Source organism: Mannheimia bovis (genome assembly GCF_014541205.1).
Classification (GTDB): domain Bacteria; phylum Pseudomonadota; class Gammaproteobacteria; order Enterobacterales; family Pasteurellaceae; genus Mannheimia; species Mannheimia bovis.
In genome coordinates this window covers 558084-584077 of sequence record NZ_CP061280.1, presented here as the reverse complement: position 1 = coordinate 584077, position 25994 = coordinate 558084, and the positions used below count along the sequence as shown (strand labels likewise).

Annotated in this window: 23 protein-coding genes; 10 read left to right on the top strand and 13 right to left on the bottom strand. The window is 40.5% G+C overall.

Features of this window, described 5'->3' with window-relative positions; genetic code table 11:
* The first annotated feature begins 168 nt into the window (after nucleotides 1-168).
* From ICJ55_RS02995 to torD, 3 genes are read left to right on the top strand one after another with little or no spacing between them, the layout of a single operon-like run.
* The gene (locus tag ICJ55_RS02995) at nucleotides 169-786 is read left to right on the top strand and encodes a pentahemic C cytochrome (protein ID WP_188157672.1); all 618 of its coding nucleotides are present in this window, start codon (nucleotides 169-171) and stop codon (nucleotides 784-786) included.
* A gap of 12 nt (nucleotides 787-798) precedes the next feature.
* Nucleotides 799-3279, top strand: coding sequence for a trimethylamine-N-oxide reductase TorA (torA, locus tag ICJ55_RS02990; RefSeq protein WP_188157258.1), 2481 nt, complete (start codon nucleotides 799-801; stop codon nucleotides 3277-3279).
* A complete protein-coding gene (gene torD, locus ICJ55_RS02985) occupies nucleotides 3276-3851 on the top strand; it encodes a molecular chaperone TorD (RefSeq protein ID WP_188157257.1) in 576 nt (191 codons plus the stop codon). Before torA ends, torD begins: the two co-directional genes overlap by 4 nt.
* 37 nt (nucleotides 3852-3888) lie before the next feature.
* On the opposite strand, the gene ICJ55_RS02980 is transcribed toward torD, so the two are convergent.
* The 5 genes from ICJ55_RS02980 to mglB (ICJ55_RS02960) form a co-directional block, all read right to left on the bottom strand.
* A complete protein-coding gene (locus ICJ55_RS02980) occupies nucleotides 3889-4338 on the bottom strand; it encodes a pseudoazurin (protein ID WP_188157256.1) in 450 nt (149 codons plus the stop codon).
* Between the two features lie 146 nt (nucleotides 4339-4484).
* Complete coding sequence (mglC, locus tag ICJ55_RS02975; protein WP_178218806.1) at nucleotides 4485-5495, bottom strand: galactose/methyl galactoside ABC transporter permease MglC; 1011 nt, start codon at nucleotides 5493-5495, stop codon at nucleotides 4485-4487.
* 14 nt (nucleotides 5496-5509) lie between these two features.
* Nucleotides 5510-7009 carry a galactose/methyl galactoside ABC transporter ATP-binding protein MglA gene (mglA, locus tag ICJ55_RS02970; protein ID WP_188157255.1) on the bottom strand — a complete coding sequence of 500 codons (1500 nt, stop codon included), beginning with the start codon at nucleotides 7007-7009 and terminating at the stop codon, nucleotides 5510-5512.
* Between the two features lie 70 nt (nucleotides 7010-7079).
* A complete protein-coding gene (gene mglB, locus ICJ55_RS02965; protein ID WP_025236884.1) occupies nucleotides 7080-8069 on the bottom strand; it encodes a galactose/glucose ABC transporter substrate-binding protein MglB in 990 nt (329 codons plus the stop codon).
* Between the two features lie 259 nt (nucleotides 8070-8328).
* Complete coding sequence (gene mglB / locus ICJ55_RS02960) at nucleotides 8329-9321, bottom strand: galactose/glucose ABC transporter substrate-binding protein MglB (protein ID WP_188157254.1); 993 nt, start codon at nucleotides 9319-9321, stop codon at nucleotides 8329-8331.
* A gap of 275 nt (nucleotides 9322-9596) precedes the next feature.
* Between mglB (ICJ55_RS02960) and ICJ55_RS02955 the strand changes: the two genes are divergently transcribed.
* The 6 genes from ICJ55_RS02955 to menH all read left to right on the top strand — a co-directional run bounded on the left by ICJ55_RS02955 (nucleotide 9597) and on the right by menH (nucleotide 15836).
* Nucleotides 9597-9884, top strand: coding sequence for a YfcZ/YiiS family protein (locus ICJ55_RS02955; RefSeq protein WP_025236886.1), 288 nt, complete (start codon nucleotides 9597-9599; stop codon nucleotides 9882-9884).
* 182 nt (nucleotides 9885-10066) lie between these two features.
* Nucleotides 10067-11062 carry a TRAP transporter substrate-binding protein gene (locus ICJ55_RS02950; protein ID WP_188157253.1) on the top strand — a complete coding sequence of 332 codons (996 nt, stop codon included), beginning with the start codon at nucleotides 10067-10069 and terminating at the stop codon, nucleotides 11060-11062.
* A 155-nt stretch (nucleotides 11063-11217) separates the two neighbouring features.
* A complete protein-coding gene (locus ICJ55_RS02945) occupies nucleotides 11218-11841 on the top strand; it encodes a TRAP transporter small permease (protein WP_176672005.1) in 624 nt (207 codons plus the stop codon).
* Nucleotides 11841-13124: a C4-dicarboxylate TRAP transporter large permease protein DctM gene (gene dctM, locus ICJ55_RS02940; RefSeq protein ID WP_188157252.1), complete on the top strand. Its 1284-nt coding sequence runs from the start codon at nucleotides 11841-11843 to the stop codon at nucleotides 13122-13124. The genes ICJ55_RS02945 and dctM overlap by 1 nt, the downstream gene beginning before the upstream one ends.
* A gap of 179 nt (nucleotides 13125-13303) precedes the next feature.
* Nucleotides 13304-15010 carry a 2-succinyl-5-enolpyruvyl-6-hydroxy-3-cyclohexene-1-carboxylic-acid synthase gene (gene menD, locus ICJ55_RS02935; protein ID WP_188157251.1) on the top strand — a complete coding sequence of 569 codons (1707 nt, stop codon included), beginning with the start codon at nucleotides 13304-13306 and terminating at the stop codon, nucleotides 15008-15010.
* Between the two features lie 52 nt (nucleotides 15011-15062).
* A complete protein-coding gene (gene menH, locus ICJ55_RS02930; RefSeq protein WP_188157250.1) occupies nucleotides 15063-15836 on the top strand; it encodes a 2-succinyl-6-hydroxy-2,4-cyclohexadiene-1-carboxylate synthase in 774 nt (257 codons plus the stop codon).
* On the opposite strand, the gene ICJ55_RS02925 is transcribed toward menH, so the two are convergent.
* Both ICJ55_RS02925 and ICJ55_RS02920 read right to left on the bottom strand, forming a co-directional pair.
* Nucleotides 15833-17365: a YifB family Mg chelatase-like AAA ATPase gene (locus ICJ55_RS02925; protein WP_188157249.1), complete on the bottom strand. Its 1533-nt coding sequence runs from the start codon at nucleotides 17363-17365 to the stop codon at nucleotides 15833-15835. The two genes, menH and ICJ55_RS02925, sit on opposite strands and share 4 nt — an antisense overlap.
* Nucleotides 17366-17498: 133 nt before the next feature.
* Nucleotides 17499-17834 carry a hypothetical protein gene (locus tag ICJ55_RS02920; RefSeq protein WP_188157248.1) on the bottom strand — a complete coding sequence of 112 codons (336 nt, stop codon included), beginning with the start codon at nucleotides 17832-17834 and terminating at the stop codon, nucleotides 17499-17501.
* Nucleotides 17835-17941: 107 nt separating this feature from the next.
* Between ICJ55_RS02920 and ICJ55_RS02915 the strand changes: the two genes are divergently transcribed.
* Nucleotides 17942-19123, top strand: coding sequence for an FAD-dependent oxidoreductase (locus ICJ55_RS02915; RefSeq protein WP_188157247.1), 1182 nt, complete (start codon nucleotides 17942-17944; stop codon nucleotides 19121-19123).
* Nucleotides 19124-19164: 41 nt separating this feature from the next.
* Here ICJ55_RS02915 and ftsN read toward each other — a convergent pair whose 3' ends face one another.
* The 6 genes from ftsN to ICJ55_RS02885 form a co-directional block, all read right to left on the bottom strand.
* A complete protein-coding gene (ftsN, locus tag ICJ55_RS02910) occupies nucleotides 19165-19998 on the bottom strand; it encodes a cell division protein FtsN (RefSeq protein WP_188157246.1) in 834 nt (277 codons plus the stop codon).
* Between the two features lie 127 nt (nucleotides 19999-20125).
* Nucleotides 20126-20878: a class I SAM-dependent methyltransferase gene (locus ICJ55_RS02905; RefSeq protein ID WP_188157245.1), complete on the bottom strand. Its 753-nt coding sequence runs from the start codon at nucleotides 20876-20878 to the stop codon at nucleotides 20126-20128.
* A complete protein-coding gene (locus tag ICJ55_RS02900; RefSeq protein WP_188157244.1) occupies nucleotides 20875-21537 on the bottom strand; it encodes a M15 family metallopeptidase in 663 nt (220 codons plus the stop codon). Before ICJ55_RS02900 ends, ICJ55_RS02905 begins: the two co-directional genes overlap by 4 nt.
* Nucleotides 21538-21588: 51 nt before the next feature.
* Nucleotides 21589-22440 (bottom strand): BglG family transcription antiterminator LicT, encoded by an 852-nt coding sequence (gene licT, locus ICJ55_RS02895; RefSeq protein WP_188157243.1) that lies wholly within the window; start codon nucleotides 22438-22440, stop codon nucleotides 21589-21591.
* Between the two features lie 65 nt (nucleotides 22441-22505).
* On the bottom strand, nucleotides 22506-23975 hold the full coding sequence (locus ICJ55_RS02890; protein ID WP_188157242.1) for a glycoside hydrolase family 1 protein: 1470 nt from the start codon (nucleotides 23973-23975) through the stop codon (nucleotides 22506-22508).
* 46 nt (nucleotides 23976-24021) lie between these two features.
* Nucleotides 24022-25881, bottom strand: coding sequence for a beta-glucoside-specific PTS transporter subunit IIABC (locus ICJ55_RS02885; RefSeq protein WP_188157241.1), 1860 nt, complete (start codon nucleotides 25879-25881; stop codon nucleotides 24022-24024).
* Between the last annotated feature and the right edge of the window lie 113 nt (nucleotides 25882-25994).

Here is a 25994-nt window from a genome sequence, read left to right as displayed (position 1 = left end):
AAAACGGTAGAAAAATGCTGGTTATTATAGCCTGTAAGCGGTCATTTTTTGGGATTTTTTTGCAAAAATTTTATAAAAGCGGTTTTATGATGTAAATCAACACTTTTTTGCTCAATTTGTGTAAGATATAACCTAGTTTTCTCGTCTGATTTAAGTGTGGGGTTTATGATGAAATCATTATCGAAAATCGTTCTCTACCTATTGGGGTTACTCACGCCAATACTCTCTTTTGCCAGCCCAACAAGTTACACCACTGAAATTATCCCCTTATTTGCCGATAAAAATTTAACGCAAAAAATCGGTCAGTTAGAAGCAGGAGCTGAAATTAAGCTAGTGCAAACAACGGCAAAAGCCTCCGAAATTGAGCTAAATTTATGGCGAAAAACTAAAGGCTTCGGGCGAATTTGGTATCACGATTTTGCTAAAAATATTACCGATGCTGTCTTTGAAAAATCTTTTATCAGCAATAACCCACCATTAGATATTTTGGCAGATAAAGAAGATCCGAACACAGGCTTAATCTGGCAGAGGGTAAAAATGAAAGTATGGGTGGAAAATTCAGAATTTACCCAAGATTTAACTGATTTCTGGGCAAACGCACAAAATACTTATAAAACGGAGTGTAGTGTTTGCCACAAACAGCGTGATACCAAAATGCACGATGCAAACGAATGGATTGCTGTATTTAACGGTATGGTTGGCTTTACTGATATGGATGAAGCCACACAGAAACAAGTGCTTCGCTATCTTCAAATGAATGCTTCTGATGCCAATTCCACAAAATAGAGAGGAAAGATTATGCTACATTCTCGCCGTCAGTTTTTAAAAAATATGTCGATTATGGCTAGTGCATTTGCAATGCCGAATTTTCTTGTTCCTCGTGAAGCCAAAGCCAATAGTACGCCAACAAGTGAGTGGAAAATCACAGGTTGCCAATGGGGTGCGGTGCGTGCCAAAGTGGAAAATGGACGATTAACTGAAATCAAGCCTTTTGAGTATGATAAACACCCATCTGAAATGATTAACGGCATTACAGATCTACTTTATAGCGAAGCTCGTGTGCGTTATCCAATGGTACGTGTGGATTGGCTTAAAAACCGCCAAAACAGCAATCGTACACAGCGTGGCGATAATCGCTTTGTGCGTGTGAGCTGGAAAGAAGCATTAGATTTATTCTATGAAGAGCTGGAACGTATTCAAAAAGATTATGGACCTTGGGCGTTGCATACGGCGAATGTGGGTTGGCGTTCTTCCGGGCAGTTCCACAGTTGCGGAAATCATATGATTAGAGCCATTGCAATGCACGGTTCAAGTGTTAGTGCGGTAGGTGATTACTCCACCGGTGCAGGGCAAACCATTCTGCCTTATGTACTAGGCAGTACAGAGGTTTACTCGCAAGGGACATCTTGGGAGATTATCTTAAAAGAGACGGAAAATCTGATTTTCTGGGCAAGCGACCCAGTGAAAAATTTACAAGTGGGTTGGAACTGCGAAACCCACGAAGCCTATGGATATTTAGAGCAACTCAAACAAAAAGTGGCGGAGAAAAAAATCAATGTGATTTCTATTGATCCGGTTAAAAGCAAAACTCAAAATTTCTTAGGTTGCGAGCAACTTTATGTTAATCCACAGGCAGATATGCCGTTTATGCTGGCAATTGCTCACACTTTATATAAAGAAAATTTATACGATAAAGCCTTTCTTGATGTCTACACTTTAGGCTTTGAAAAATTTGTGCCTTATTTGTTGGGCGAAACGGAAGATAAAATCGAAAAAACACCTGAATGGGCTGCTCCAATTTGCGGCATTTCTGCGGATAAAATCCGTGAATTTGCCCGTATGCTGGCAGGAAAACGTACACAACTGATTTTCGGCTGGGCAATTCAACGCCAACAACACGGCGAGCAGCCTTATTGGATGGGAGCAGTACTGGCAGCAATGTTAGGACAAATCGGCTTGCCGGGCGGTGGAATTAGTTATGCTCATCACTATAGCTCGATTGGTGTTTCCAGCTCCGGTGCAGCAACGCCCGGTTCTTTCCCGTCTAACCTAGATGAAGATCAAAAACCAAAATACGGCAATAAAAACTATAACGGTTACAGTGAGGTTATTCCTGTTGCCCGTGCCACAGACTCTTTACTACACGCAGGTGAAACCATTGATTACAATGGCAAAAAAATTGTTTACGCCCCTTATAAAATGGCAATTTTCACAGGTTGCAACCAATGGAGCAGACAATCTGATCTCAACAAAATGAAAAAGGCATTCCAACAACTCGAAACGGTGGTTACTATCAACTACAGTTGGACGGCAACTTGCCGCTTTGCCGATATTGTGTTGCCTGCTTGTACGCCATTTGAGCGAAACGACATTGATACCTACGGCTCATACAGCAATAGAGGTATTATTGCGATGCAAAAACTGGTTGAGCCAATGTATGAATCTCGCTCTGATTTTGAGATTTTCAAAGATTTATGCAGCCGTTATGGCGAAGGAAAAGCGGAGGAATATTGCCAAAACCTTGATGAAAAAGGCTGGCTAAACCGCTTATATACCGAATGTCGCCGAGCTAATCGAGGCAAATTTGAAATGCCAAAAACCTTTGATGAATTTTGGCAAGCGGGCTTTGTGCTATTCCCTGAAGGTAAAGCTTGGGTTCGGCATCAAGATTTCCGAGAAGATCCTGAACTGCACGCATTAGGAACTCCATCGGGCTTTATCGAAATTTACAGTACCAAAATTGCCAAATATGGCTATGATGACTGCAAAGGACACCCAATGTGGTTCGAAAAAGCAGAACGCTCACACGGCGGACCGAAATCGGATCAATATCCTTTCTGGTTACAATCGTGCCACCCCGACAAACGTTTGCATTCACAGCTTTGTGAATCAAAAAGTTTACGTGAAACTTACAGCGTACAGGGCAGAGAACCATTTTATATGAATCCGCAAGATGCAGAAAAATTAGGCATTAAAGACGGTGATTTAGTGCGGGTTTTTAATGAGCGAGGACAAGTTTTGGTGGGAGCGGTACTGTCAGACAACTTCCCCACCGGCGTGGTTCGATTACAAGAAGGGGCTTGGTATTCCCCTGTTGATGAAACCATCGGTGCATTAGACACCTACGGCAGCCCAAACACACTCACGCTGGATATTGGCTCATCTAAACTCTCTCAAGCAACTTGTGTAAGCACCTGCCTAGTGAATGTAGAAAAATGGCAAGGCGAAGCCCCAGCACCGAACAGTTTTAGCGGAGCAATTGAGGTCGAGCGTTTATGATGCCATTAGCAAAAGAAGAAAAATTGCTACTGCTACAATGGCTGCGTAATCTGCTTGCCCGAGAGCTCTCACACGAGCAATTGCACGCCTTACAAGCGGTCGAATTTCAACAATTTTTTGCATTTTTGGCTGAACTGGGATTTGCCTCTCACAGTAAAGCCTTAGCGGAGGAAATTCAAAAGCTCGGCTTATTTGAAAATCCACGTTTAGAATTAGCTGCTGATTTCGCCCAATGCTTTTTGCTTGAAGGTAGATCCTCAGCTCTACCCTATGCTTCTGCTTATTTAACTGATCCTACTCTCTCCGAAAATTTAGCGAAAATGGATCACTATTTAGATCGCTTCAAACTCCAACTCAACCGAGAAATCAACGAACCTAGCGATCATCTTGTGGTGTATTTGGAAGTTTTGATCCAACTTATTGAGCAAAACAAGCACCAAGAAGCGAGTGATTTCATCAAAAATCAACTGCTGACTTGGCTACCGCAGCTGGCAGAAAAAACGGAAAAGACGAACATCACAACAAGGTTTTACCCGATTTTGGTTCGTTTTTTGTTAGCGGTTTTAAGATAACAAAATTCCCTCAAAGCTTATCTCTGAGGGAATTTTGTTACTGTATTTGATCGAAGTAATCAAACAAACGCCCTGAATTTTCTTTGGTGCGTTTTTCGATTTTTTCGACTTCTTTTTGTGCCGCTTCACGGTTTACAGGCTTACCTACTTGGATAATTCCGCTCATATTCATTGTGCGGTGTGGCGGGCAATAGTAAACATAGACACCCTCGTGGGTAAGCGTAAGAGTAAATTTTTCATCTTCTTTAGAGAGAAATTTTTCCGCCCCTTCCGGAATCGCACGGCTTTCCACCCAATGCCCTTTATCGGTTGGGATAAAAGTTATTGTATCGCCCACTTCTGCTTTCAAATAACCCGGTTCAAATACCATACCGCCTTCTGCATTGTTATCGAGCATTCTGATTTCGTGATGAGCAGCCAATGTTGAAACCGAAAAAAACGCAAGCGATAAAAATGCCAACTGCCCTAACTTAGTTTGCTTAACCATATATCTCTCCTATGTTTTCAAACAAGCCTGTCTAGCACTTTAATCCAGCCGAAAAGTATTTGCAAATTTTTCCTCAAATATAACCGCTTGCATAAAAAAATAAGGGGCAAATTCCTTTGCCCCTGTACTTCTTCAATCAATATAAATTATTTTTTCTTCGCGTATTTGAGTGAGTCAATCGCAACAGCTAAGATGATGATGCCACCTTTGATAATGTATTGCCAGTAAGGGTTTACCCCTATGTAGGTTAAGCCGTAGTTGATAACAGTGAAAATAAGCACCCCGGTTACTACGCCGATGATTGTACCCACACCGCCTGCAAATGATACGCCACCTACTACGCAAGCTGCGATTGCATCCATTTCATACATAAAGCCTAAGTTGTTGGTTGCACTACCGATACGACCTGCTTCCAACATACCACCGAATGCATAGAAGATACCGGAAATCATATAAATACCCATTAAGTTAAGCGGTACGTTTACGCCTGAAACGCGTGCGGCTTCCGGGTTTCCACCAATCGCAAATACGTTTTTACCGAATCGGGTTTTATTCCATAACGTCCACATAATAATAGTAGCAATTACGGCATAAATAGTGATGTAGGAGAGTCTAAAGTCGCCAAAGCGGAAGAAACCTTGTGCAAAACTTGAGAAGTCATCGCTAAAACCAGCAATTGGCGATGAGCCTACGGCATCGTAGTAAAGCGAGTTAATCCCATAAACAATAATCATCGTCCCCATTGTGGCAATAAACGGTGTTACGTTGAGATAAGCTACCACAAAACCATTAAATAAGCCGATAAGTCCACCAATCACACAAACCGTTAAAACTACAACAGGAATTGGAATTTCGGATAAGTTCGGGAAAACTTTGTTCATATTTTCCATTGATTGTAACAAGGTGGCTGAGATTACCGCCGCTAAGCCAACTTGGCGACCGGCGGATAAGTCTGTACCCTGTGTTACAATCAAGCCTGCAACACCTAGTGCAATGATAAGACGCACAGAAGATTGCGATAAAATGTTACTGAAGTTACGCAAGCTCAAGAAACTTGGGTCTTGCACAATAATCACAATAAGTAAGATCAATAATACAAAGTAAATCGCATTTTGTTTAAAAAAATCGAGTGTTCTATTTTGTTGTAAAGCAGACATACTTCACTCCTTGTCTATAAATATTTTGCTGCGAGTTGCAAGATTTCTTCTTGCGAGGTGTTGGCAGTTTCAACAATGCCCGCCACTTTACCGTTACTCATCACTAAAATTCGGTCTGTTACCCCTAGTAATTCAGGCATTTCTGACGAGATCATAATAATCCCTTTATCTTTATTGGCTAACTCTAAAATCAGCTGATAAATTTCAAATTTTGCCCCGATATCAATACCGCGGGTTGGTTCATCAAGCATCAGAATTTCAGGTTGGGTTAAGAGCCAACGCCCGATAATCACTTTTTGTTGGTTACCGCCGGAAAGTGAGCCAATATGCGTTTGATGCGATGGGGTTTTTACATTCATCGAATCAATTACCCATTGGGTGTCGCTTTTCATTTTTTTATTGCTCAGCAAACCAAATTTTCCTAGATAAGACTTCATATTTGAAATCAATGAGTTAAACTCAATACTTAGGTTTGCATAAATCCCCGTTGAGCGACGTTCTTCTGTTACGAGAGCAAAGCCGTTATTAATGGCATCAAAGGCATTGCGGTTATTAATTTCTTTGCCGTTTAAGGTAATTTTACCGCTTGCTTTATCTCGCACACCGAAAATAGTTTCAACAATATCAGTCCGTTTTGCCCCAACTAAACCTGCGATACCTAAAATTTCCCCTCTGCGTAAGCTGAAGCTAACATCTTGGATAGAAGGTTGATTTTTTGCCGTTAAGTTCTCTACTTCAAGAATTACTTCTTTTGGTAGATTGGTTTTTTCCGGGAAACGTTGAGTTAGCTCACGTCCTACCATCATTGAAACCACTTGATCCATTGAGGTATCTTTAATCGCAACAGTGTTTACCCATTTACCGTCTCGCAAAATGGTAATTTCATCACAAATTTTAAAAATTTCGTCCATTTTGTGAGAAATATAGATAATGCCACAGCCTCTGTCTTTCAGTTTTTGGATAATTTTAAATAAGTGTTCTACTTCTTTTTCTGAAAGCGATGAGGTTGGCTCGTCCATAATCACAATTTTGGCATCATAAGAGAATGCTTTAGCAATCTCGATCATCTGCATTTGTGAAACAGATAATTTTGCTACTTTATCACGCGGATCAACATCAATATCTAATTCATCAAAAATCGCTTTAGTATCGCGATACATTTTATCGTGATCCACAAAAGGACCTTTTAACGGATAACGTCCTAGCCATAGGTTATCCATTACGGTTACTTGTTTTACCAGGTTCAACTCTTGGTGAACCATTGAAATCCCGTTTTCTAAAGCCTCTTTTGAGGTTTTAAAATTCACCGGTTTACCGAGAAAAAGAATCTCGCCTTCATCTTTGGCATAGATCCCAAAGAGACATTTTAGCAAGGTTGATTTCCCTGCCCCATTTTCACCCATTAAGGCGTGAACACTATGGGATTTTACCGTTAAGTTAGCTCGGTCTAACGCTTTCACACCCGGAAACGACTTGCTAAAGTTCGTCATTGTGAGTAGTACTTCGCCTGTCATATCTCACCCTGTTATATCGAAAACTCGAAAAAAAGGCACGAGTATCATCACTCGTGCCATAAAGTGCTAATTATTTTAAAAATTCGGATAAGTTGTCTTTATCAACACCAACGTAAGGAATACGCACTACGCGGTTTTCCAATTTCCATTGTGTACCTGCAACTGCATCTTTACCATCTGCTAAGTTTGCAGAAAGTTGAACAACCGCTTTACCTTGGTTTACGCCGTCATTTAATACTGTACCTGCAATTTCACCTTTGCTGATTAATTGAAGTACTTCAGGTAACGCATCAACACCGAAGATTGGTAATTTCTTACCGTGTGCTTTGGTTGCTTCTAATGCACCTAACGCCATACCATCATTGTTAGAGATGATCACTTCAATGTCTTTCGCTTTACCGCTTGATAACCACGCATCTACTTTATCTTTCGCTTGAGCTGCGTCCCATAACGCCGCATCCATAAAGATTTGCTCACTTTCAATGCCTTTTTCTTTTAAGCCCTCAACAACATATTTGGTACGAGCTTCCGCATCCGGATGCCCCGGTTCGCCTTTTAATAACGCAAATTGGATTTTACCGTCTTTGTTTAAGTCTAACGCTGGGTTTGCTTTCCACTGTTTGGCAATCAAATCACCTTGGATTAAGCCAGATTCTTTCGGATCTGTACCCACATAGTATGCTTTCGGATAGCTATCAATTGCCGCTGCACCCGGGTCTTTGTTAAAGAACACAACAGGTACATCTTCGCCTTTCGCTTTTTGGATAATAGTTTTATACGCTGATGGGTCAACTAAGTTGATTGCTAATGCTTTAACGCCTTTAGAAAGCAATACATCAACTTGGTCGTTTTGAATAGATTGGGTGTTTTGCGAGTCGTTCATTAATAACTGAACTTTTTGAGCTTGACCTTCTTTTTCAATCTCTTTACGCATTAATGCCATAAAGTTATCGTCATATTTATAAATAGTTACACCAATACGATTTTCAGCTTGTGCTGTACTGATAGTCGCACCTAATGCTACTGCCATTGCCACTGCACTTAATACTGCTTTCTTCATAGAAATCACCTCTTTTGATATGTTTATCCTGACATATTCATTGCTTACCATAAGCAACTTGGTGAGAAGAATAACCCATTTTTGTAAAACAATCCGTGATCATTCTCACAGAATTAAGACAAAGTGGAGGATTTTTTAATTCTATGGCAGCGTTTTGAATATTTACTCTATCAAGAGATAGTAAATTTTTACGAAAAAATGACCGCTTGCAATGTTGTTTGTAGATTACAAGCGGTCGCTTTTATTAAAATTTTTGCAATTATTTTAAAAACTGCTCCAAATTTTCTTTATTTACGCCAATATGTGGAATATAAATGGTTTTAGATGGGCTATTTTCCCACTCTGTGCCCTGTGTAGCCGGCTTACCTTGTGCTAAATTCGCGGCAAGTTGTACCACGACTTTTCCTTGTTCGACACTATCGTTTAACACCGTACCGCTCATCTGCCCTGATTTAATTAAAGCTAGAGCTTCCGGCAGGGCATCAATACCGAAGAGAGGCAGTTTTTTCTCGTGAGCATTTAACGCATCTAATGCCCCTATTGCCATTTCATCATTATTTGAAATGACTACTTCAATCTCATTGGCACGTTTTGCGACTAACCACTCGTTCATTTTATTGCGAGCAATGGCGGAACGCCACATTGCTGTGTCGCTATAAACTTCTTCTGTTGCAATGCCTTGACGATTAAGCTCATCAATAACGGCTTGAGAACGCAAAGTACTCACTTCGCTCAATTCGCCTTTTAGCAATACAAACTGCAATTTTCCATCTCTATTTAAATCAAAGTGAGGGTTAGCTCTCCACGCTTTTGCAATGAGTTGTCCTTGTATTTCGCCTGCTTCTTGCGGGTTACTACTGACAAAATAAGCCTTTTCATAACTTTCCATTGCCTGTTTACTCGGATCTCGATTAAAAAATACAATCGGTACATTATTCGCTTTCGCTTTTTCCACAATGGTTTTTGATTCGTTAGGGTGGACAATATTTACCGCCAATACATTCACTTTATGATTGAGTAAAACTTCGACTTGATTTAATTGCTTCACTTGTGAATTTTGAGCATCGTTCATAAACCATTTCAGATGACGGAAATTTTCTATCTCCTTATTCATCGCTTTACGCATCAACATCATAAAGTTGTCATCATATTTATAAATCGTAACGCCAACTCTAGGTTCAGATTGAGCATAGCTCATATTCACCCCGAGCATTACAGCACATACAAAAGCATTTAATAGACTACGTTTCATAGAATGTCCCTCTTGCTATGTTAATACGTTAGTTAAAGCATAACGAATTTAACTAAGAGAAACCGTGATCAGCTTCACAGATTAAAAAAGATTTTCATTGGTTTGATTTAATAAAAGCGGTCATTTTTCCTCCAAAATTTGCAAAACCTTTAGGGCTGAACAAGCCTAAGTGAGTAAAATTCTATCTAAATCAAATTCTAGGCGATTGAAGATTGCACCTGCTCTTATTTAGTTTTAAAGTAGCGATATTATTTATCAATTATGAGGATTAGCCAATGAAAAACGATAAACCCATTGAATGTGAAGGCTGCAACACCTTTGACGTCGGCTCAATTTTAGATAACAGCGAAACGGTTGCAAACATTAAACGCACTTATGAAACAGAAGCTGAAGCTCAAGCTGCACTGGAAAGATTTACTCAAAAAGCTCACGATGTTGAATCCGAACCTTGTGAAATTGAGAGTGAAATCTACCCGGTACAAGGTGGTTTTGAACTTAATGCAAATTTTAAGTTTAGTTGCCAAGCTGAAGTGGTTATCTTCCAATTAGGTACAAGAAATTAATAGCAAGGCTGGTTTAAACCAGCCTTACCTCTCTTAAAAGCACTTCACTCCACTTCAAAAGTAAAAATAATGTAAAAAAATTGAGATATATGTCATATTTTTAAAAAATTGTTGTTTACTTTTCTAAAAAATCAGGCAAATTATGAACAATTTTTGCAAACACTAACTATTTGGAGTGAATTATGTTAAAACCATTCAAGAAACTTGCTGCAGCATTAGCAGTAACCGCTGCATTTTCTGTATCAGCTTTTGCTAACGATCCAATCGTCATCAAATTCTCACACGTTGTAGCAAATGAAACCCCGAAAGGTCAGGGTGCGTTAATGTTCCAAAAATTAGTGGACGAGCGTTTGAACGGCAAAGTGAAAGTGGAAGTCTATCCAAACTCATCACTTTATGCAGACGGTAAAGAGATGGAAGCATTATTGTTAAATAACGTACAAATGCTTGCTCCATCACTGGCAAAATTTGATAAATATACACCAAAAATTCAAATTTTCGATTTACCGTTCTTGTTTGATGACATCAAAGCGGTTGAACGTTTTGAGCAATCTGAAGCAGGTCAATCATTGTTAAAATCAATGGAAGACAAAGGTATTACAGGTTTATCTTACTGGAACAACGATTTAAAACAACTTTCTGCGAACAAAGAGTTACGTGAGCCGAAAGATGCTCGTGGTTTGAAATTCCGTGTACAGGCTTCAGAAGTGTTAGATGCACAGTTCAAAGCATTAAAAGCTGTACCGCGTAAAATGGCATTCGGCGAGATGTATCAAGGTTTACAAACAGGCGTTGTAAACGGTGCGGAAAACCCGTATTCAAACATCTACTCACAAAAAATTCACGAAGTACAAAAATTCATTACTGAATCTAATCACGGCTTATTATCTTATATGGTTATCGTGAACACCGAATTCTGGAACAAAATTCCTGAAGATGTGCGTGTTGAGCTAACCAAAATCTTAGATGAAGTATCGGTTGAAGTGAACAAACAATCTCATGATCTCAACCAAAGCGATAAGAAGAAAATTGTAGATTCAGGTGCTTCACAAATCATCACTTTAACTAATGAGCAACGTGAAAAATGGCGTGAAGCTATGCGTCCTGTGTGGAAACAGTTTGAAGAAGCTATCGGTGCAGACTTAATCAAAGCGGCTGAAGCATCCAACAAACAGTAATTCCAATAATTATTCAATTATCAGGGCGGACATAACAGTGTCCGCCCAAAACGATCTACATTTTGCAAAAAATTAAATAAATCTGACCGCTTGTTGGCACGCAATTAGCCCTCTCGGTTTTCTATTTTAGGATTATCCTATTTTCGGAGTAAAAAATGTCTTCTTTAAAATGGTTCTGGGAGCGTTTTGAGGAGTGTTTTATCGCTATTTTGTTGATGGTAATGACGCTTGTTACCTTCGCTTATGTGATGTTTAACAACCTTTATAACGTTTTTTTTGATTTAGCCGAAGCTGTACCATTTACTGCAGGTTTTGCCGAACCACTCGGCGAGTGGATTATGGAAGCCGCTCAAGAAATGACTTGGAGTGTGGCTTTGACTAAGGCTTGCTTTGGTTGGTTGATTTTCTTTGGTGCATCTTATGGGGTGCGTACCGCAGGGCATATCGGTGTTGATGTGTTAGTAAAAAAACTATCACGACACGGGCAAAAAATTGTAGGTATTATCGCTATTGGTGCTTGTTTAGCCTATGCGATTTTAATTGGTTCAGCCAGTTATGAGTGGATTTCAGCAATGTATGTTGCTGACATTGGTGCAGAAGATTTACACCAATTCCACCTTAAACAGTGGCACGTAGGTTTAATTATGCCTGTTGGTTTTGCCTTAATCGGTATCCGTTTTATTGAAATTTTAGTGCGTATTTTACAAGGCAAACAAGTTGGTCTTGGCTTAGCAGATGAAAGTGAAGACGCAATGAAACTCGCACAAGGAGAAGAATAATGACAATTTTAGTGCTATTTAGCTTGTTATTTATCTTAATGTTTCTTGGTGTACCCATTGCGATCTCACTCGGTTTGGCGGGTGCAGTTACCATTATGTTCTTCAGCCAAGATTCCGTAAGTTCATTAGCAATCAAACTGTTTGAAACCTCAGAACATTATACACTGCTTGCAATCCCGTTCTTCTTGCTTGCCGGTGCATTTATGACCACAGGCGGGGTAGCAAAACGCCTAATTGACTTTGCAAATGCAACCGTAGGTCATATTCGTGGTGGTTTAGCTATTGCGGCGGTACTTTCTTGTATGCTATTTGCGGCTCTTTCAGGCTCAAGCCCTGCAACAGTGGCGGCAGTAGGCTCAATTGCAATTGCCGGAATGGTGCGTTCAGGCTACCCGGTAGGCTTTGGTACAGGGATTATCTGTAACGCAGGTACGCTTGGTATCTTAATTCCGCCATCAGTCGTAATGGTTGTGTATGCAGCTTCAACCGAAACTTCCGTAGGTAAATTATTTATGGCAGGGGTTGTACCGGGTCTGATGCTTGGTGTGGCATTAATGATTGCTATCTATATTGTTGCTCGCATTAAAAACCTACCTGCCCAGCCTCGTGCGACAGTAAAAGAGTGGTTTACCGCCGCCCGTAAAGCGATTTGGGGCTTACTGTTGATGGTGATTATTTTAGGCGGTATTTACAGTGGCATCTTTACCCCAACCGAAGCGGCAGCGGTCGCAGCAGTTTATTCGTGGTTTGTTGCGGTATTTATCTATAAAGATGTAAAACTGCGTGATTGCCCGAAAGTATTGCTAGAATCTGCAAAATTAAGCGTAATGTTGATGTTTATCATCGCCAATGCGATGTTATTCGCTCACGTTCTGACTACCGAGCAAATTCCACAGTTAATTACCGCCACTGTAGTGGAATGGAACTTACAACCGTGGACATTCTTATTGGTCGTAAATATTGTGCTATTAATTGCAGGTGCATTTATGGAGCCTTCTGCGATTATCTTAATTCTTGCACCAATTTTATTCCCAATTGCAGTACAACTCGGTATTGACCCAATCCACCTTGGTATCATTATGGTGGTAAATATGGAAATTGGCTTGATTACACCACCAATCGGCTTGAACTTGTTCGTTGCCTCTGCGGTATCGAAAATGCCTCTTGCAGATGTAGTCAGAGCGGCAATGCCGTGGTTATTACTATTACTGACATTCCTAATCTTAATTACCTACATTCCGGCAATTTCATTAGCGTTGCCGAATTGGATTGGAATTAATTAATACAAGCGGTCGTTTTTTGTAAATTTTTTACAAATTCTTTTACCGCCCAATGCTATTAATCGGCATTGGGCGGTAATTTTATTAAAAATTCACTATTTTGCTAAAAACTTACCAAAATAATTTAACTTTTTGCTACAATTTGGGCTATTTATCGAATTTATTAATAAGTAGAGAAGAATATGAGTGTAAGTTCTTTTAACCGCACTTGGGCAAAAGTGATTTTAAGTGCGTTAATGCGTTATGGCGTAAAGCATTTTTGTATCGCACCGGGTTCTCGTTCCACCCCATTAACCCTTGAAGCGGTGCAACTTCAACAAACCCAATATGCAGAGTGCCACACCCACTTTGATGAGCGAGGTTTGGGCTTTTATGCGTTAGGGGTTGCTAAAGCAACCAATAGCCCTGTTGCGGTAATTGTTACCTCAGGCACAGCGGTTGCTAATCTTTATCCTTCAGTGATTGAGGCAAGCCTTACTCATCAAAAACTGATTATTCTTTCTGCTGATCGCCCAACTGAATTGATTGGTTGTGGAGCAAACCAAGCAATTGCTCAACAAGGCATTTTTGCTAATTATCCTGTTGCGAGCGTAAACTTACCAAAAGCAAATGAGGCTTATAATGCGAGTTGGCTGGTTTCAACTATTGAACAGGCTTGCACAACTCAAGCTCAACAAGGCGGTGTATTGCACATTAATGCCCCTTTTGAAGAGCCACTTTATGAGTCTGATATTAACGAAATTCTCAATACACCGTGGTTACGCCCAATTCAAGGTTGGTTGAATAATTCACAAACCAAATGGATTGACCAACAAACCATTCAAAGTGAAGTGTCGATGCACGAAAATTGGGATTACTGGCGAACCAAACGTGGCGTAATTGTGGTCGGTAAATTACCACCAGAACAAGGCACAGGCTTAAAAAACTGGGCTGAAACAATGGGCTGGTGTTTATTAAGCGATGTACAATCTTGCATTGAAGCAAGCCTACCGTTTGCGGACATTTGGCTTTCAAATGAAACGGTGAAACAACGCTTATTACAAGCGGATATCGTTATCCAATTCGGTACGCAAATTGTAAGTAAGCGTGTAAATGAGTTCTTAAAAGCTTATCAAGGTGAATTTTGGTTGGTTGATGAATCGCAAGATTACATTAATCCGAATGCACATCATCAAACCCGTTTTGTGGCGAAAGCTCATCACTTCTTGCGTGTTCATCCGCCACTTCGCCAAAAGCCGTGGTTACTTGAGCCGTTAGCTCTTTCGCAATTCTGTGCAACCTTTATTGAGCAGCAAGTAGGTGGAAGTTTAAGTGAGGCATCACTTGCACACAATATTCAAGATGTTTTAGCAATTAATGGCAACTTATTCATCGGTAATAGTTTATTTGTTCGTTTAGTTGATGCGTTATGCAAATTACCTGAAGGCTACCCTGTTTATACTAATCGAGGAGCAAGTGGCATCGATGGTTTAATTGCGACAATGGCAGGTATTGCGAAAGGTAGCGACCGCCCAACCGTAGGCGTGGTGGGCGATATTTCTGCTCTGCACGACTTAAACTCTATCGCCTTATTAACTAAAATTACCCAACCGACCATTTTATTCGTGGTGAATAACAGTGGTGGTGCATTGTTTGATATGTTGCCTGTTGATAGTAAAGCGAAAGATCAATACTACCGCCTCGCTCATAACTTTGAATTTGCTCAAGTCGCAACAATGTTCGGGCTTGAGTATATCCGCCCGTTTACTTGGGCAGATTTGAAAACCAAACTCAAACACGCCTATGCTCGTAAAGGTGTTACCATTGTGGAAATCAAAGTAAACGAACACGACGGCAGCAATATGTACAAATCATTGCTGAAACAAATTTCACAGGCAGAAATTGCCTAGTTACAACGATAGCACCAGCCTATGCTGGTGCTTTTATTTATAGATTTAATCAATGCTCTCATATCAATGGCACGCTAAACAAGGTACTCCTGTTGTTTTCTTACACGGGCTACTCGGCTCACAACAAGACTGGCAAAGCGTTCTTCAACATTTGCAACATTTTCCCAAAATTCGACCGCTTACTATCGACCTTCCATTTCACGGACACAGTGAACACATTACCTGTACCGATTTTGCTGAACTACGAATGCAACTCCATACCACTTTAGAAAAGGTAATTGACTCACAGCCATTCTATTTAGTGGGTTACTCGCTAGGTGGGCGGACTGCTCTTGATTATGTACTGAATATCCATAATCCCAATCTACTGGCTACGATATTAGAAGGGGCGAATATCGGGCTTGCATCAACAACTGAACGCCAAGCACGCCTGCAAAATGATTGCCAATGGGCGAACCGTTTTCGCCACGAACCAATTGAAAAGGTGCTGGAAGATTGGTATCAACAACCTGTATTTGCCGATTTAAGCAATATGGAAAGAGAACGTTATATTGATAGTAGAAAGCATAATCAAGGAGAGCAAATTGCTCAAATGCTTGAAGCCACCAGCCTTGCCAAACAGCCTAATTATGCAGAACAATTAAAACAAACGAATAAAAACATTCTCTTTTTCATCGGGGAAAAGGATAACAAATTCCGCCAGATGGCAGAGCAACACCAACTGCCTGTGCAGATTATTTCAAACACAGGGCATAATGCACATAGGGGGAATTCGGAGGATTTTGTGAAGAAATTGCTTGCGTTCATCTCCACTCAACAAATCTAACTCTCCCCCTGCAATCGTTGCAACAACCTATCCATTGCCCGATAACCTAAGGCTTCGGCTAAATGAATTTGCTTAATCTCCTTCTCTCCGGCTAAATCTGCAATAGTGCGAGCAACCTTTAAAATGCGGTGGTAAGCCCGAACTGACAAACCTAATTTGGTTAAGGCATTCTCCAGAAATAACGCATCTTGTGCGGATAGGTTACAATCTCGCTCAATTTCTCGTGTGGTAAGTTGTGCGTTAATTTTGCCTGCTCGTTCAAATTGCATTTTTCGGGCAAAAAACACCCGCTTGCGAACTTGTTCTGTGGTTTCACCCCGATTTTCCGAGCTACTTTGTAATGCCCCTTGCGGTAAAAGCGGCACTTCAATAGAGAGATCAAATCGGTCTAAAAACGGACCTGACAAACGATTTAAATATCGCATTACTTGCTGGGGTGAAGTGCGATTATGCGTGCCTTGATAATGCCCTGTCGGGCTTGGGTTCATTGCTGCAATTAACTGAAAACGGGCAGGAAATTGCACTTTGGCATTCGCTCTGGAAATAATAATTTCGCCTGCCTCTAATGGCTGGCGGAGTGCGTCTAACACTTTTCGCTCAAATTCAGGTAGTTCGTCTAAGAAAAGCACGCCGTTATGGGCTAAGGAAATTTCACCTGGTTTTGGGATTGAGCCACCGCCAACTAACGCCACCATTGACGCACTATGATGGGGAGAACGAAATGGGCGTTGTTTCCAGTTCTGAAAATTCAGTTCATTCTGTACAAGGCTGGTTACGGAGGCAGTTTCGATTGCTTCTTCATCAGACATTTCAGGCAATAAGTCAGCCAAACGGCTGGCAAGCATTGTTTTCCCTGTGCCGGGCGGACCAAGAAAAAGCAAATTGTGTTGCCCTGCTGCGGCAATGGTTAAGGCTCGCTTCGCGTGCTGTTGCCCAATAATATCAGTAAGATCTCGGCTGACAAGCGGTCGATTTTCGGCTGAATTTTGCAAAACTTGTTGGCAAATAGGCAGTTTGTCTCGCTTATTTAGCATATTCACCACATCAAGCAACGACTTCGCAAAATAAGTTGTGGCATTTGAAACCAAAGCCGCTTCATTCGCATTTTGCTGAGCCAATATCATTTGGCGTTTCGATTTTTCGGCTGAAATCACGGCAGGAATTGCTCCGTGCACACCTCGCAAATGCCCTGTGAGTGCCAACTCGCCTAAAAATTCAAACTGCTTTAATAAATCCGCATCAATCTGCCCTGAAGCAGCTAAAATGCCTATGGCAATCGGTAAGTCAAATCGCCCACCTTCTTTGGGTAAATCAGCCGGAGCAAGGTTAATCGTAATCCGTTGGGGTGGATAGATAAAATTAGCGTTAATTAACGCACTTCGTACACGATCGCCAGCCTCTTTCACGGTAGCTTCCGGCAAGCCGACAATAGTTAGTCTTGGCTGACCGTTGCTGATATGAACTTCAATCGTAACTAATGGAGCTTCCACACCAATGGAGGCTCGGCTGTAAACTATGGCTAATGTCATTATGTTGAGAAATAAGAAATCAATGACGAGAGAATAGAAGGAAAGAGAAAAAGAGGGTAGAACAAATATTCAAATTTTCGAGCGAGATCGCAAAAATAGTTTATGGGAGGTCAAAACCTCCCATAAAATAACCTTATTTCACAATCTCAACCGGTCCGTGATCATCACAATGATCACCGTGCTGATGATGTAAACGACCATCTACAATATAGTCAATATGATCGCCGTGTGGTACAGCTTCGTGTCCACAACCTTCGCCGTGAACGTGGTCGCCACAACAATGAACAGCATTGCATTCTGCCGGGTTGGTTTCATTTACTTCTAAAACGTGTTCATCATAGTGATCGCCGTGTTTATGGTGTAAATGCCCATCGTGTAAATAGTCGATATGGTCGTTGTGTTTAATTGCAGTATGACCACAACCTTCACCGTGTTCGTGCTCGTGGTTTGCGTGAGTTTTGCAAGACATAAAATGCTCCTTTGAATAAACGAATAAATCGGTTTTATCCTAATCTGAAATGCAATACAATTCAAGGCGTTTCAGCGGTATATGGGCTTATTTAATGAGGAAAGAAAATGAATACTGAATTAGATATGATTGTTGTTGGTGGTGGTATGATTGGGGCAGCAACTGCATTGGGATTAGCCAAACAAGGATTTAAATTAGCCGTGCTGGAGAAAAATCCGCTCCCGACTTTTGAGGCTAATTCCGCTTACGATCTACGCATTTCTGCCATCAGTATGGGGTCAATTCAGTTATTGGAAAAATTAGGCGTGTGGGAGCAAATTGTCTCAATGAGAACTTGCCCTTATACCCAACTTGAAACCTGGGAAATAGAGGGCTTTAACACCGTATTTTCCGCCGCTGAATTAGGGCTGGCAAAACTGGGCGATATGGTAGAAAACAACCTAATCCAAATTGCGTTATGGGAGCAGTTAAAACAATTTCCAAATTGTGTGCAAGCGGTCGGATTTGAGCAAATTTTTGCAAAAAGAGAGGAAAACCGCTGGAAAATTCAAGTCGATAGCCAAACTTTTTCTGCCCCAATCATCATTGCCGCAGACGGGGCAAATTCTCAAGCCCGCCAATGGGCTGGTATTGGCTTAACCAGCTGGCAATATCGACAACATTGTTTGCTGGCAACAATTAAGACAGAGAAAATCGCTCCATCAGCCACTTGGCAACAATTTTATGCAACAGGTCCTCGTGCTTTTTTACCCCTTTCAGGCAACAGCGGCTGCATTGTTTGGTACGATTCACCACAACGCATTGCGGAGCTAAAAAATCTTCCTACAGAAAAACTAACAGTTGCCATTGAGCAACATTTCCCTGCTCGTTTAACAGAAGAATTAGGCAAGATTAACGTGCAGGCGTCAGGTGCATTTCCGCTGACTCGCCAGCACGCTCAACATTATGTAAAAAATGGCGTGGTGTTAGTAGGTGATGCAGCTCACACCATTAATCCGCTCGCAGGGCAAGGCGTAAATTTAGGCTTTAAAGATGTAAAAGCACTACTTGAAGTGGTGGAACAAGCGGTCAAAAAAGGTGAAAATTTTGCGAGTGAGGAAGTATTAAAACGTTACGAGCAAAAACGTAAGCCGGATAATTTATTAATGCAAACGGGTATGGACGTCTTTTATAAAACCTTCAAAACCGAACTTCTACCACTAAAAATTGTGCGTAATTTAGGGTTGGTGATTGCCGAAAAAGCAGCACCACTAAAAAAACAGGCATTGAAATATGCGATAGGGATATAAAAAAGAGAGAGCATCTTTGCTCTCTCTTCTTTCTTCAACATTTACATCGCTACAATCACACATTCCGCTACACTACGAGCGTTTGACTGTGCTCTTGAAGTAGCAGCTCTGTCTCCAATTGGACCTACAAAAACACGATTCCAATCTGCACTGCTGGCAATTCGAGCATTAAATCCTGCCATTGCAAGACGTGCTTGCATATTTTCTGCTTGAGCTTTATTTTTAAACGCCCCGCATTGTAAGCCAAATTTACCTGCTTGATTTGCTGCTTTATCTGCTGGCGTTGCTGCACTTGCCACAATTTTAGCCTGTTGCTCTTTTTTCGCTTTTTCTTCTGCTAACTTAGCTTGCTGTTTTTTTAGCTCATCTTGCTTACGTTTCTCTTCGGCTTTCTGCTTAGCTAAGGCTTCCTCTTCCGCTTTTTTCGCTGCCAACTCTTCTTCTGTTAATGGCATTTCTTCAGTTGTTGCTACTGTCTCTGTAGTTGAATTTTGCGGTGCTTGCTCTGCTAAACGGGTTTCTTCCTGTTTGCGTCTTTCTTCAATTTGTTGCTTTTGCTGAGCAGTTAATTGTGCTAAACGTTCTTGTGAAGTCTGACTGTTATCGGTAATCACAGTACGAGTTTCTAAATCACGAATATAACTCCAACTTTCTTCTGGTCGGCTTGGCAATTGACTTTTCGGCTGTTGTTGAACAGGTGGTGTTGCATTCGTTACAGTTGGAGCCGGTGCATTTGCTTTTAAAAGCCATAAAGCAATCCCACAACCTAAAATCAAACCAATAATCAGAATTAAGACCTTTTTTAATGCACTTTCTTTTTGTGTTTTTTTACTTTTTTTCTCGTTCGAACGAGCAACATAATCACGTTGTGGCACAATCACCGCCTTCCATAAATGAAAAAATAAACTAATTTGTAAATTTTACTGTAAAAGTCACCGCTTGCCTATCTTATATACCGTTTTCTGTATTTAAAGTTTTGTAAAAATAGCAAAAAGATACTTATTACTCACTTTTTCGATGGGAAAGATAAATATCAAAACGATGATTTTTTGTCGTGTGAGAAAAATCCGGTTTTTGATCCGCTAAAAAAGGGGCATAATCGGGGCGTTTTACCACTACCCGTTTTTTCGCCAACGCCTTTGCCGGCAGGAAAAAATCATCGGAATCTAAATCCGCCCCGACTAAATGCTGAAACACCCGCATCTCTTTTTTCACTAATGCACTTTTTTGTTTGTGCGGATACATCGGATCTAAATAGACCACATCTGCCTTATGAATAGTTGGATCTAGCTGCGATATGTTACGAACATCCGCCAAAATCATTCGTTCTTGCATAAAATCGCCGATTTCCGGATCTTGATAGGCTCGATTCAATCCATCTTCCAATAAGGCGGCAACTATCGGATTTCGTTCAACCAACAACACCTTGCAGCCCACAGCAGTCAATACGAACGCATCTCGCCCTAAACCTGCGGTGGCATCAATCACTGTGGGTAAATAGTCGCCTTTAATACCGACAGCTTTAGCAACCGCCTCACCTCTTCCACCACCAAATTTACGGCGATGAGCCATAGTGCCGTCCACAAAATTCACCACTATCGCCCCGAGTTTAGGCTCGTCTAACTTGCGTAATTCCAAACGCTCCGCAGTTAAAACAAGGGCTAATGGGCTATCGGCTTGATGAACAAGCTGCCATTTGTCGCAAATTTGTTGGAATTTTTCGTGATTATCGGTTTCGTTAATTAATTGGATCATTTTAATAATTCATCAAAATGGGCAAGTAAACATTCTTTGCCCGCAACATCTTCGCCTTGCCAAGCGGATTTTAACATTTCATCGGTGAATAATTTTTCATAGTCTGCTGAAATCGGGCGGTAGCTGATGTGCCAAGGCTCGAATCCTACTCGGCAATGTGTACCGTCAAAAGGGAAATAAAAGCCAAACTTTTCCGCATTGATATGCAACCAAGTTGTCAATTCGGCAAAATAACCACTAGCTAAATATTCCCAAGGTTCAAGCAATAATGGCGTGTTTTCCGGTAATAAATCCGGGTCAAAAATATCAATTTCTGTTCCCCAATGATGGCGGCTTGAACCGGGTACGGCAGACCAACGTAGCATTGCTTTACATTTTTCCAAATCAGAGAGCTTGCTCATCTCAATGGCTGTACCATTATCATCGTGCACTTTACGCTCGCCGTTGAACTTTGCATTCCAGATTAGCTTTTGTCGCTCAAAATCACGGAATGTGCTGGCAGGCTGTAGATTAAAGCCCGCAGCCTTTGCCGCTTGCTGTAATGCTAAAAATGCCTCAACCACTTCGGGCTGAAGAGCGTGTTTATCCGAAAGTGGATTAGGCAAAGTAACCAAATGCTCACGCGTTTTTCCGGTTAGAATTTTGGTAAAATTTTCCACAAAAATGACCGCTTGTATTGAAAATAAAGCAAATTATAAACGAAATTCGTATTATCTGCTGGTTATTTGATGTGAAATCACGCGTTGAATATGAATCATCAAATAGAGTTGTTCATCTTCATTAAGTGATTTTTGATAATGCGTGGTTAAATATTTGTTGATCTTTTCCACACATTGATAGGCTTTCGGGTAAGCAATCTTGGTTTGTTGATAGAGAAAATCATCACCTGATGTAGGTGTAGAATTAACAAAAAATCGCTGTGCGAAATGCTGTAAATGGGTTAAAAAACGAGCGTAATCATAGCTTTGTTCATTAAGTTTTAAATTGAAATGGTAACCGACTATATTCAAAATATCTTTAATAACTTGAGTAGCTCGGTAGGTATCTGTCATTGTTGAGCCATCAGTGCGGGCATTAAAAATGTGTAATGCAATAAACCCTGCTTCATCTTCTGTCATTTTAACATTAAAGCATTTTTCAATCTGTTCTAAAGCATATAAGCCAATGGCAAATTCCTGTTTATATAGACGTTGAATTTCAAACAGTAAATCATTTGGAATAGCTCGTTGTTGTTTTGCTCGTTCAACGGCGTGAAAAATATGATCCGGTAAACTGACAAAAATACTATTCGAAAGTGTTGTGCCTAACTGCTGATGAGCTACATTCACAATATGGTTCACAAGTTGGAAATATTCTTGGGGGATTTCATTTAAAATTTCGGTTAAGCGTGTAGCAAAGAGGCTTTTATTTAAACTAAACGTTTTTTCTATAAGATCTTCATTAACTAAATCGCCGACTTTTTTACTAAAAGCAACGCCTTTACCCAATATAACCATTTCTGCCTGAAATTCGTTTTCAGCTTGAATAGCATTATTATTGAAGATTTTAGTTATTTTCAGCATAGAAAAACCTCATACAAGCGGCTGTAGAAATTTTACGAAAAACAACCGCTTGTATTAATTATAAATTAACCAAGATCTGCTCCATTCGTAGCGATCACTTTTTGATACCAGAAGAAGGAATCTTTGCGGATACGCTGACGGGATCCATTGCCATCATCATCAATATCCACATAAATAAAGCCATAACGTTTTGACATTTCAGAGGTAGACATACTGACTAAGTCAATCGCTCCCCATTCTAAGTAACCCCATAACTCCACACCGTCAGTAATGGCTTCTTGCATTTGTTCAATATGAGCTTTGAGGTAGTTAATACGGTAGCTATCGTGGATTTTTCCGTTTTCAACTTTATCATAAGCACCTAAGCCATTTTCAACGATAAATAAGGGTTTTTGATAGCGGTCATACATTTCATTGAGGGTTAAACGCAAACCGATAGGATCGATTTGCCACCCCCAATCAGAGGCTTGTAAATAAGGATTTTTCACGCCTTCAATTAGGTTACCGCCTACTTTTTCTGCTTTATCATCGTGCTGAGTTACGCATACCGACATATAGTAACTAAACGAAATAAAATCAACAGGATATTGCTTCAAAATCGCATCATCTCCCGCTTCTTTTTGAATATTTACATTATTTTCTGCCCAGTGGCGTAGCATATATTTCGGATATTCACCACGTACGTGAACATCGGTATAGAACAGATTCTGTTGATTACCCCATTGTGCCAGACGTTGATCTATCGGATCTGCGGTTAACGCATAGTGCAACATTCGTGCAAGCATACACCCCATCTTCCCATCAGGAATGATCTCGTGTAATGCTTTAGTTGCAAGTGAGCTTGCAATAAATTGATGGTGCAATGCTTGATATTTTGCATTTTCGTGTTCACTTTCTGGAATACGGTCTAATACCACACCAGCTCCTGTATATGGGCTGTGCATTGTTACCATATTAATTTCATTAAATGTAAGCCAATATTTCACTTTGTCTTTATAGCGTTTAAACACAGTTTCAGCGTATCGAACAAAATGTCCGATTGTTTCACGAGCTAAGAAGCCGTTATATTTTTGCACAAGCCCCAGAGGAATTTCATAATGGCAGAGCGTAACCATTGGTTGAATGCCGTGTTTAAGCAATTCATCAAATACACGATCATAGAATGCTAAACCATCTTCGTTAGGCTGTTCATAATACCCATTTGGGAAAATTCTAGCCCAATGAATAGAAATGCGGAACATTTTCAAACCCATTTCAGCCAGCAATGCAATATCTTCTTTATAGGTATGATAAAAATCAATGCCGTCTCGTTTTGGGAAACGAGCTTGAAACTTGCCTGACAGAATATCTTCAATACGTTGTGATGAAATTTCAATGGAAGCACTATTTGCTCCTCGCTCGTGTTTTGGCACATATGCGACCATATCCGCACTAGATAAACCTTTTCCACCTTTATCAAAACCGCCTTCAATCTGATTAGCAGCAGTTGCTCCACCCCATAAAAAATCTGCCGGGAAGGGTTTTAAATTACTCATATATTGCTCCTATTGGTAAAATTTTCTGGTTTTTTAACCGCTTGTACTAAGCGTTATGCTCAACAACTTTTATTAATTGTTCCCCGTGCCGAATTTGACTATTGCTTGAGGCGATAACATCTAAATAATCATCACTATTAGCGATAATAATCGGCGTCATCAACGAGTAACCGGCTGCTGAAATTTTCTCTATATCAAAACGGCTTAATAACTGCCCTGCCTCAATATGATCATTTTCTTTCACGAATACCTCAAAATATTCGCCACCTAGTCTTACGGTATCAATACCAATATGAATTAAAATTTCCATTCCTTCATCAGACACAATATTGATAGCGTGTTTGGTCGCAAATACGGAACTTACTGTTCCCTTCACAGGCGAACGCAGTTCACCAATACTCGGCAAAATAGCGACACCTTTACCTAACGCCTCAGAAGCAAACATTGGATCTAAAATGGTACTGAGTTTATGGACTTCTCCTGCAAGCGGACTGATTAAACTAAATTTTTGCAATTCAACATTTGTAAATTTCTCTGTTTTTTCGACCGCTTGCTCTTGAGTTTCTGGATCTTTATAGCCAAACAGATAAGTCAGCACAAAACCGATGACAAAAGCACTCAGCATACCCAGTACATACGCCCATATATTACTGCCCTCACCAATAATTGCAGGAAAACCTAACAAGCCACCAAAACTAAACGTAAAGGCTTTTGCTCCTCCAACAGCAATAATTGCACCGCCAACCGCTCCTGCAATACACCCAAAAATAAATGGCTTTTTAAAACGTAAGTTTACACCGTAGATAATTGGTTCAGTAATACCAAATAAACCACCAATAGATGCAGAGCCTGCTATACTTTTTAAGGCTGCTTGGCGAGTTTTAAAGAATACCCCTATTACTGCTCCAGTCTGCCCTAAAACGGTTGCTCCACCGATAATCGGTAGAATAATGTCTTGCCCCGCAGCAAGGTTATTTAGAATAACCGGTGTAATGCTCCAATGGATACCAAAAATGACCATAACCTGCCAAATCGCTCCTAATACTAAACCTGTTAGTAAGGCACTGCTCTCATAAAGCCAATTAATACCTGCAACTAATGTATCGCCAAGCCCGACACCAAATGGTCCAATAATTAACAACGTAATCGGTACAACAACGAGCAAAGTAAAAAATGGTGCTAAGAAATTGCGGATCGATTCGTGGAAGATATTTTCAAACCAACGCAACACATAAGATTGCACAAACACCGCAATTAAGATCGGCATCACGCTATAAATATAATTCATCTGTAGCAAGCTAAACCCTAGAAAATCCATTGCTTTACCGTCGCTGGTAGATGCAATCATTGTTGGGTGAAGCAACATTGCAGCAATGGCTACTGCCAGATAAGGATTAGTTGAGAGTTTATTCGCAGCCGTGAATGCCAGCACTATTGGTAGGAAATAGAAAAAACCATCACCAATCGCATTGAATACGGTATGTGTACCTGTTTGCGGTGTAAGTACACCACTTAATACCAAAATTGAGACTAGTCCCTTAAACAACCCAGTGGCAACTAACACCCCCATTAATGGGCTAAACGAGCCTGAAATAAAATCTATCACTTGATTGAGTAATGAAGGTTTCTCTACATCAGCTTCATTACTACTCTCAATCTTCGCTATTTTCATTATTTCTGTATAAACTTTCGGCACATTATTGCCAATTACAATTTGGAATTGTCCGCCACTTTCAACGACACTAATCACGCCTGCTGTTTGGTTCAGCGTGTCTTTATCAGCTTTCAGAGCATTTTTCAGTACAAAACGTAAACGGGTTGCACAATGCGTTAACGAGTGGATATTTTGCTCGCTACCAACTAATTGGAGAATACTTTGGGCGAGTTTGCTGAAATCTTTAGCCATAATCGTTTCCTCTTACTTTTCAAATTTTGAGGCAATAAAAAAAGCCTAAGCAAGATAAAATATTAGAATCAATACTTTATCTTGCTTAGGCTTGCCGAATTAACGTAACACCC

What these genes read in the sequence shown, in the direction of transcription:
- ICJ55_RS02915 (WP_188157247.1), top strand. Translation starts at nt 17,942, where the DNA reads ATGAATACTGAATTAGATATGATTGTTGTTGGTGGTGGTATGATTGGG.
- ICJ55_RS02945 (WP_176672005.1), top strand. Translation starts at nt 11,218, where the DNA reads ATGTCTTCTTTAAAATGGTTCTGGGAGCGTTTTGAGGAGTGTTTTATC.
- menH (WP_188157250.1), top strand. Translation starts at nt 15,063, where the DNA reads ATGCTCTCATATCAATGGCACGCTAAACAAGGTACTCCTGTTGTTTTC.
- dctM (WP_188157252.1), top strand. Translation starts at nt 11,841, where the DNA reads ATGACAATTTTAGTGCTATTTAGCTTGTTATTTATCTTAATGTTTCTT.
- ICJ55_RS02905 (WP_188157245.1), bottom strand. Translation starts at nt 20,878, where the DNA reads ATGATCCAATTAATTAACGAAACCGATAATCACGAAAAATTCCAACAA.
- mglA (WP_188157255.1), bottom strand. Translation starts at nt 7,009, where the DNA reads ATGACAGGCGAAGTACTACTCACAATGACGAACTTTAGCAAGTCGTTT.
- mglB (WP_188157254.1), bottom strand. Translation starts at nt 9,321, where the DNA reads ATGAAACGTAGTCTATTAAATGCTTTTGTATGTGCTGTAATGCTCGGG.
- torD (WP_188157257.1), top strand. Translation starts at nt 3,276, where the DNA reads ATGATGCCATTAGCAAAAGAAGAAAAATTGCTACTGCTACAATGGCTG.
- menD (WP_188157251.1), top strand. Translation starts at nt 13,304, where the DNA reads ATGAGTGTAAGTTCTTTTAACCGCACTTGGGCAAAAGTGATTTTAAGT.
- ICJ55_RS02955 (WP_025236886.1), top strand. Translation starts at nt 9,597, where the DNA reads ATGAAAAACGATAAACCCATTGAATGTGAAGGCTGCAACACCTTTGAC.
- ICJ55_RS02890 (WP_188157242.1), bottom strand. Translation starts at nt 23,975, where the DNA reads ATGAGTAATTTAAAACCCTTCCCGGCAGATTTTTTATGGGGTGGAGCA.
- torA (WP_188157258.1), top strand. Translation starts at nt 799, where the DNA reads ATGCTACATTCTCGCCGTCAGTTTTTAAAAAATATGTCGATTATGGCT.
- ICJ55_RS02925 (WP_188157249.1), bottom strand. Translation starts at nt 17,365, where the DNA reads ATGACATTAGCCATAGTTTACAGCCGAGCCTCCATTGGTGTGGAAGCT.
- licT (WP_188157243.1), bottom strand. Translation starts at nt 22,440, where the DNA reads ATGCTGAAAATAACTAAAATCTTCAATAATAATGCTATTCAAGCTGAA.
- ICJ55_RS02920 (WP_188157248.1), bottom strand. Translation starts at nt 17,834, where the DNA reads ATGTCTTGCAAAACTCACGCAAACCACGAGCACGAACACGGTGAAGGT.
- mglB (WP_025236884.1), bottom strand. Translation starts at nt 8,069, where the DNA reads ATGAAGAAAGCAGTATTAAGTGCAGTGGCAATGGCAGTAGCATTAGGT.
- ICJ55_RS02980 (WP_188157256.1), bottom strand. Translation starts at nt 4,338, where the DNA reads ATGGTTAAGCAAACTAAGTTAGGGCAGTTGGCATTTTTATCGCTTGCG.
- ICJ55_RS02950 (WP_188157253.1), top strand. Translation starts at nt 10,067, where the DNA reads ATGTTAAAACCATTCAAGAAACTTGCTGCAGCATTAGCAGTAACCGCT.
- ICJ55_RS02885 (WP_188157241.1), bottom strand. Translation starts at nt 25,881, where the DNA reads ATGGCTAAAGATTTCAGCAAACTCGCCCAAAGTATTCTCCAATTAGTT.
- ICJ55_RS02995 (WP_188157672.1), top strand. Translation starts at nt 169, where the DNA reads ATGAAATCATTATCGAAAATCGTTCTCTACCTATTGGGGTTACTCACG.
- mglC (WP_178218806.1), bottom strand. Translation starts at nt 5,495, where the DNA reads ATGTCTGCTTTACAACAAAATAGAACACTCGATTTTTTTAAACAAAAT.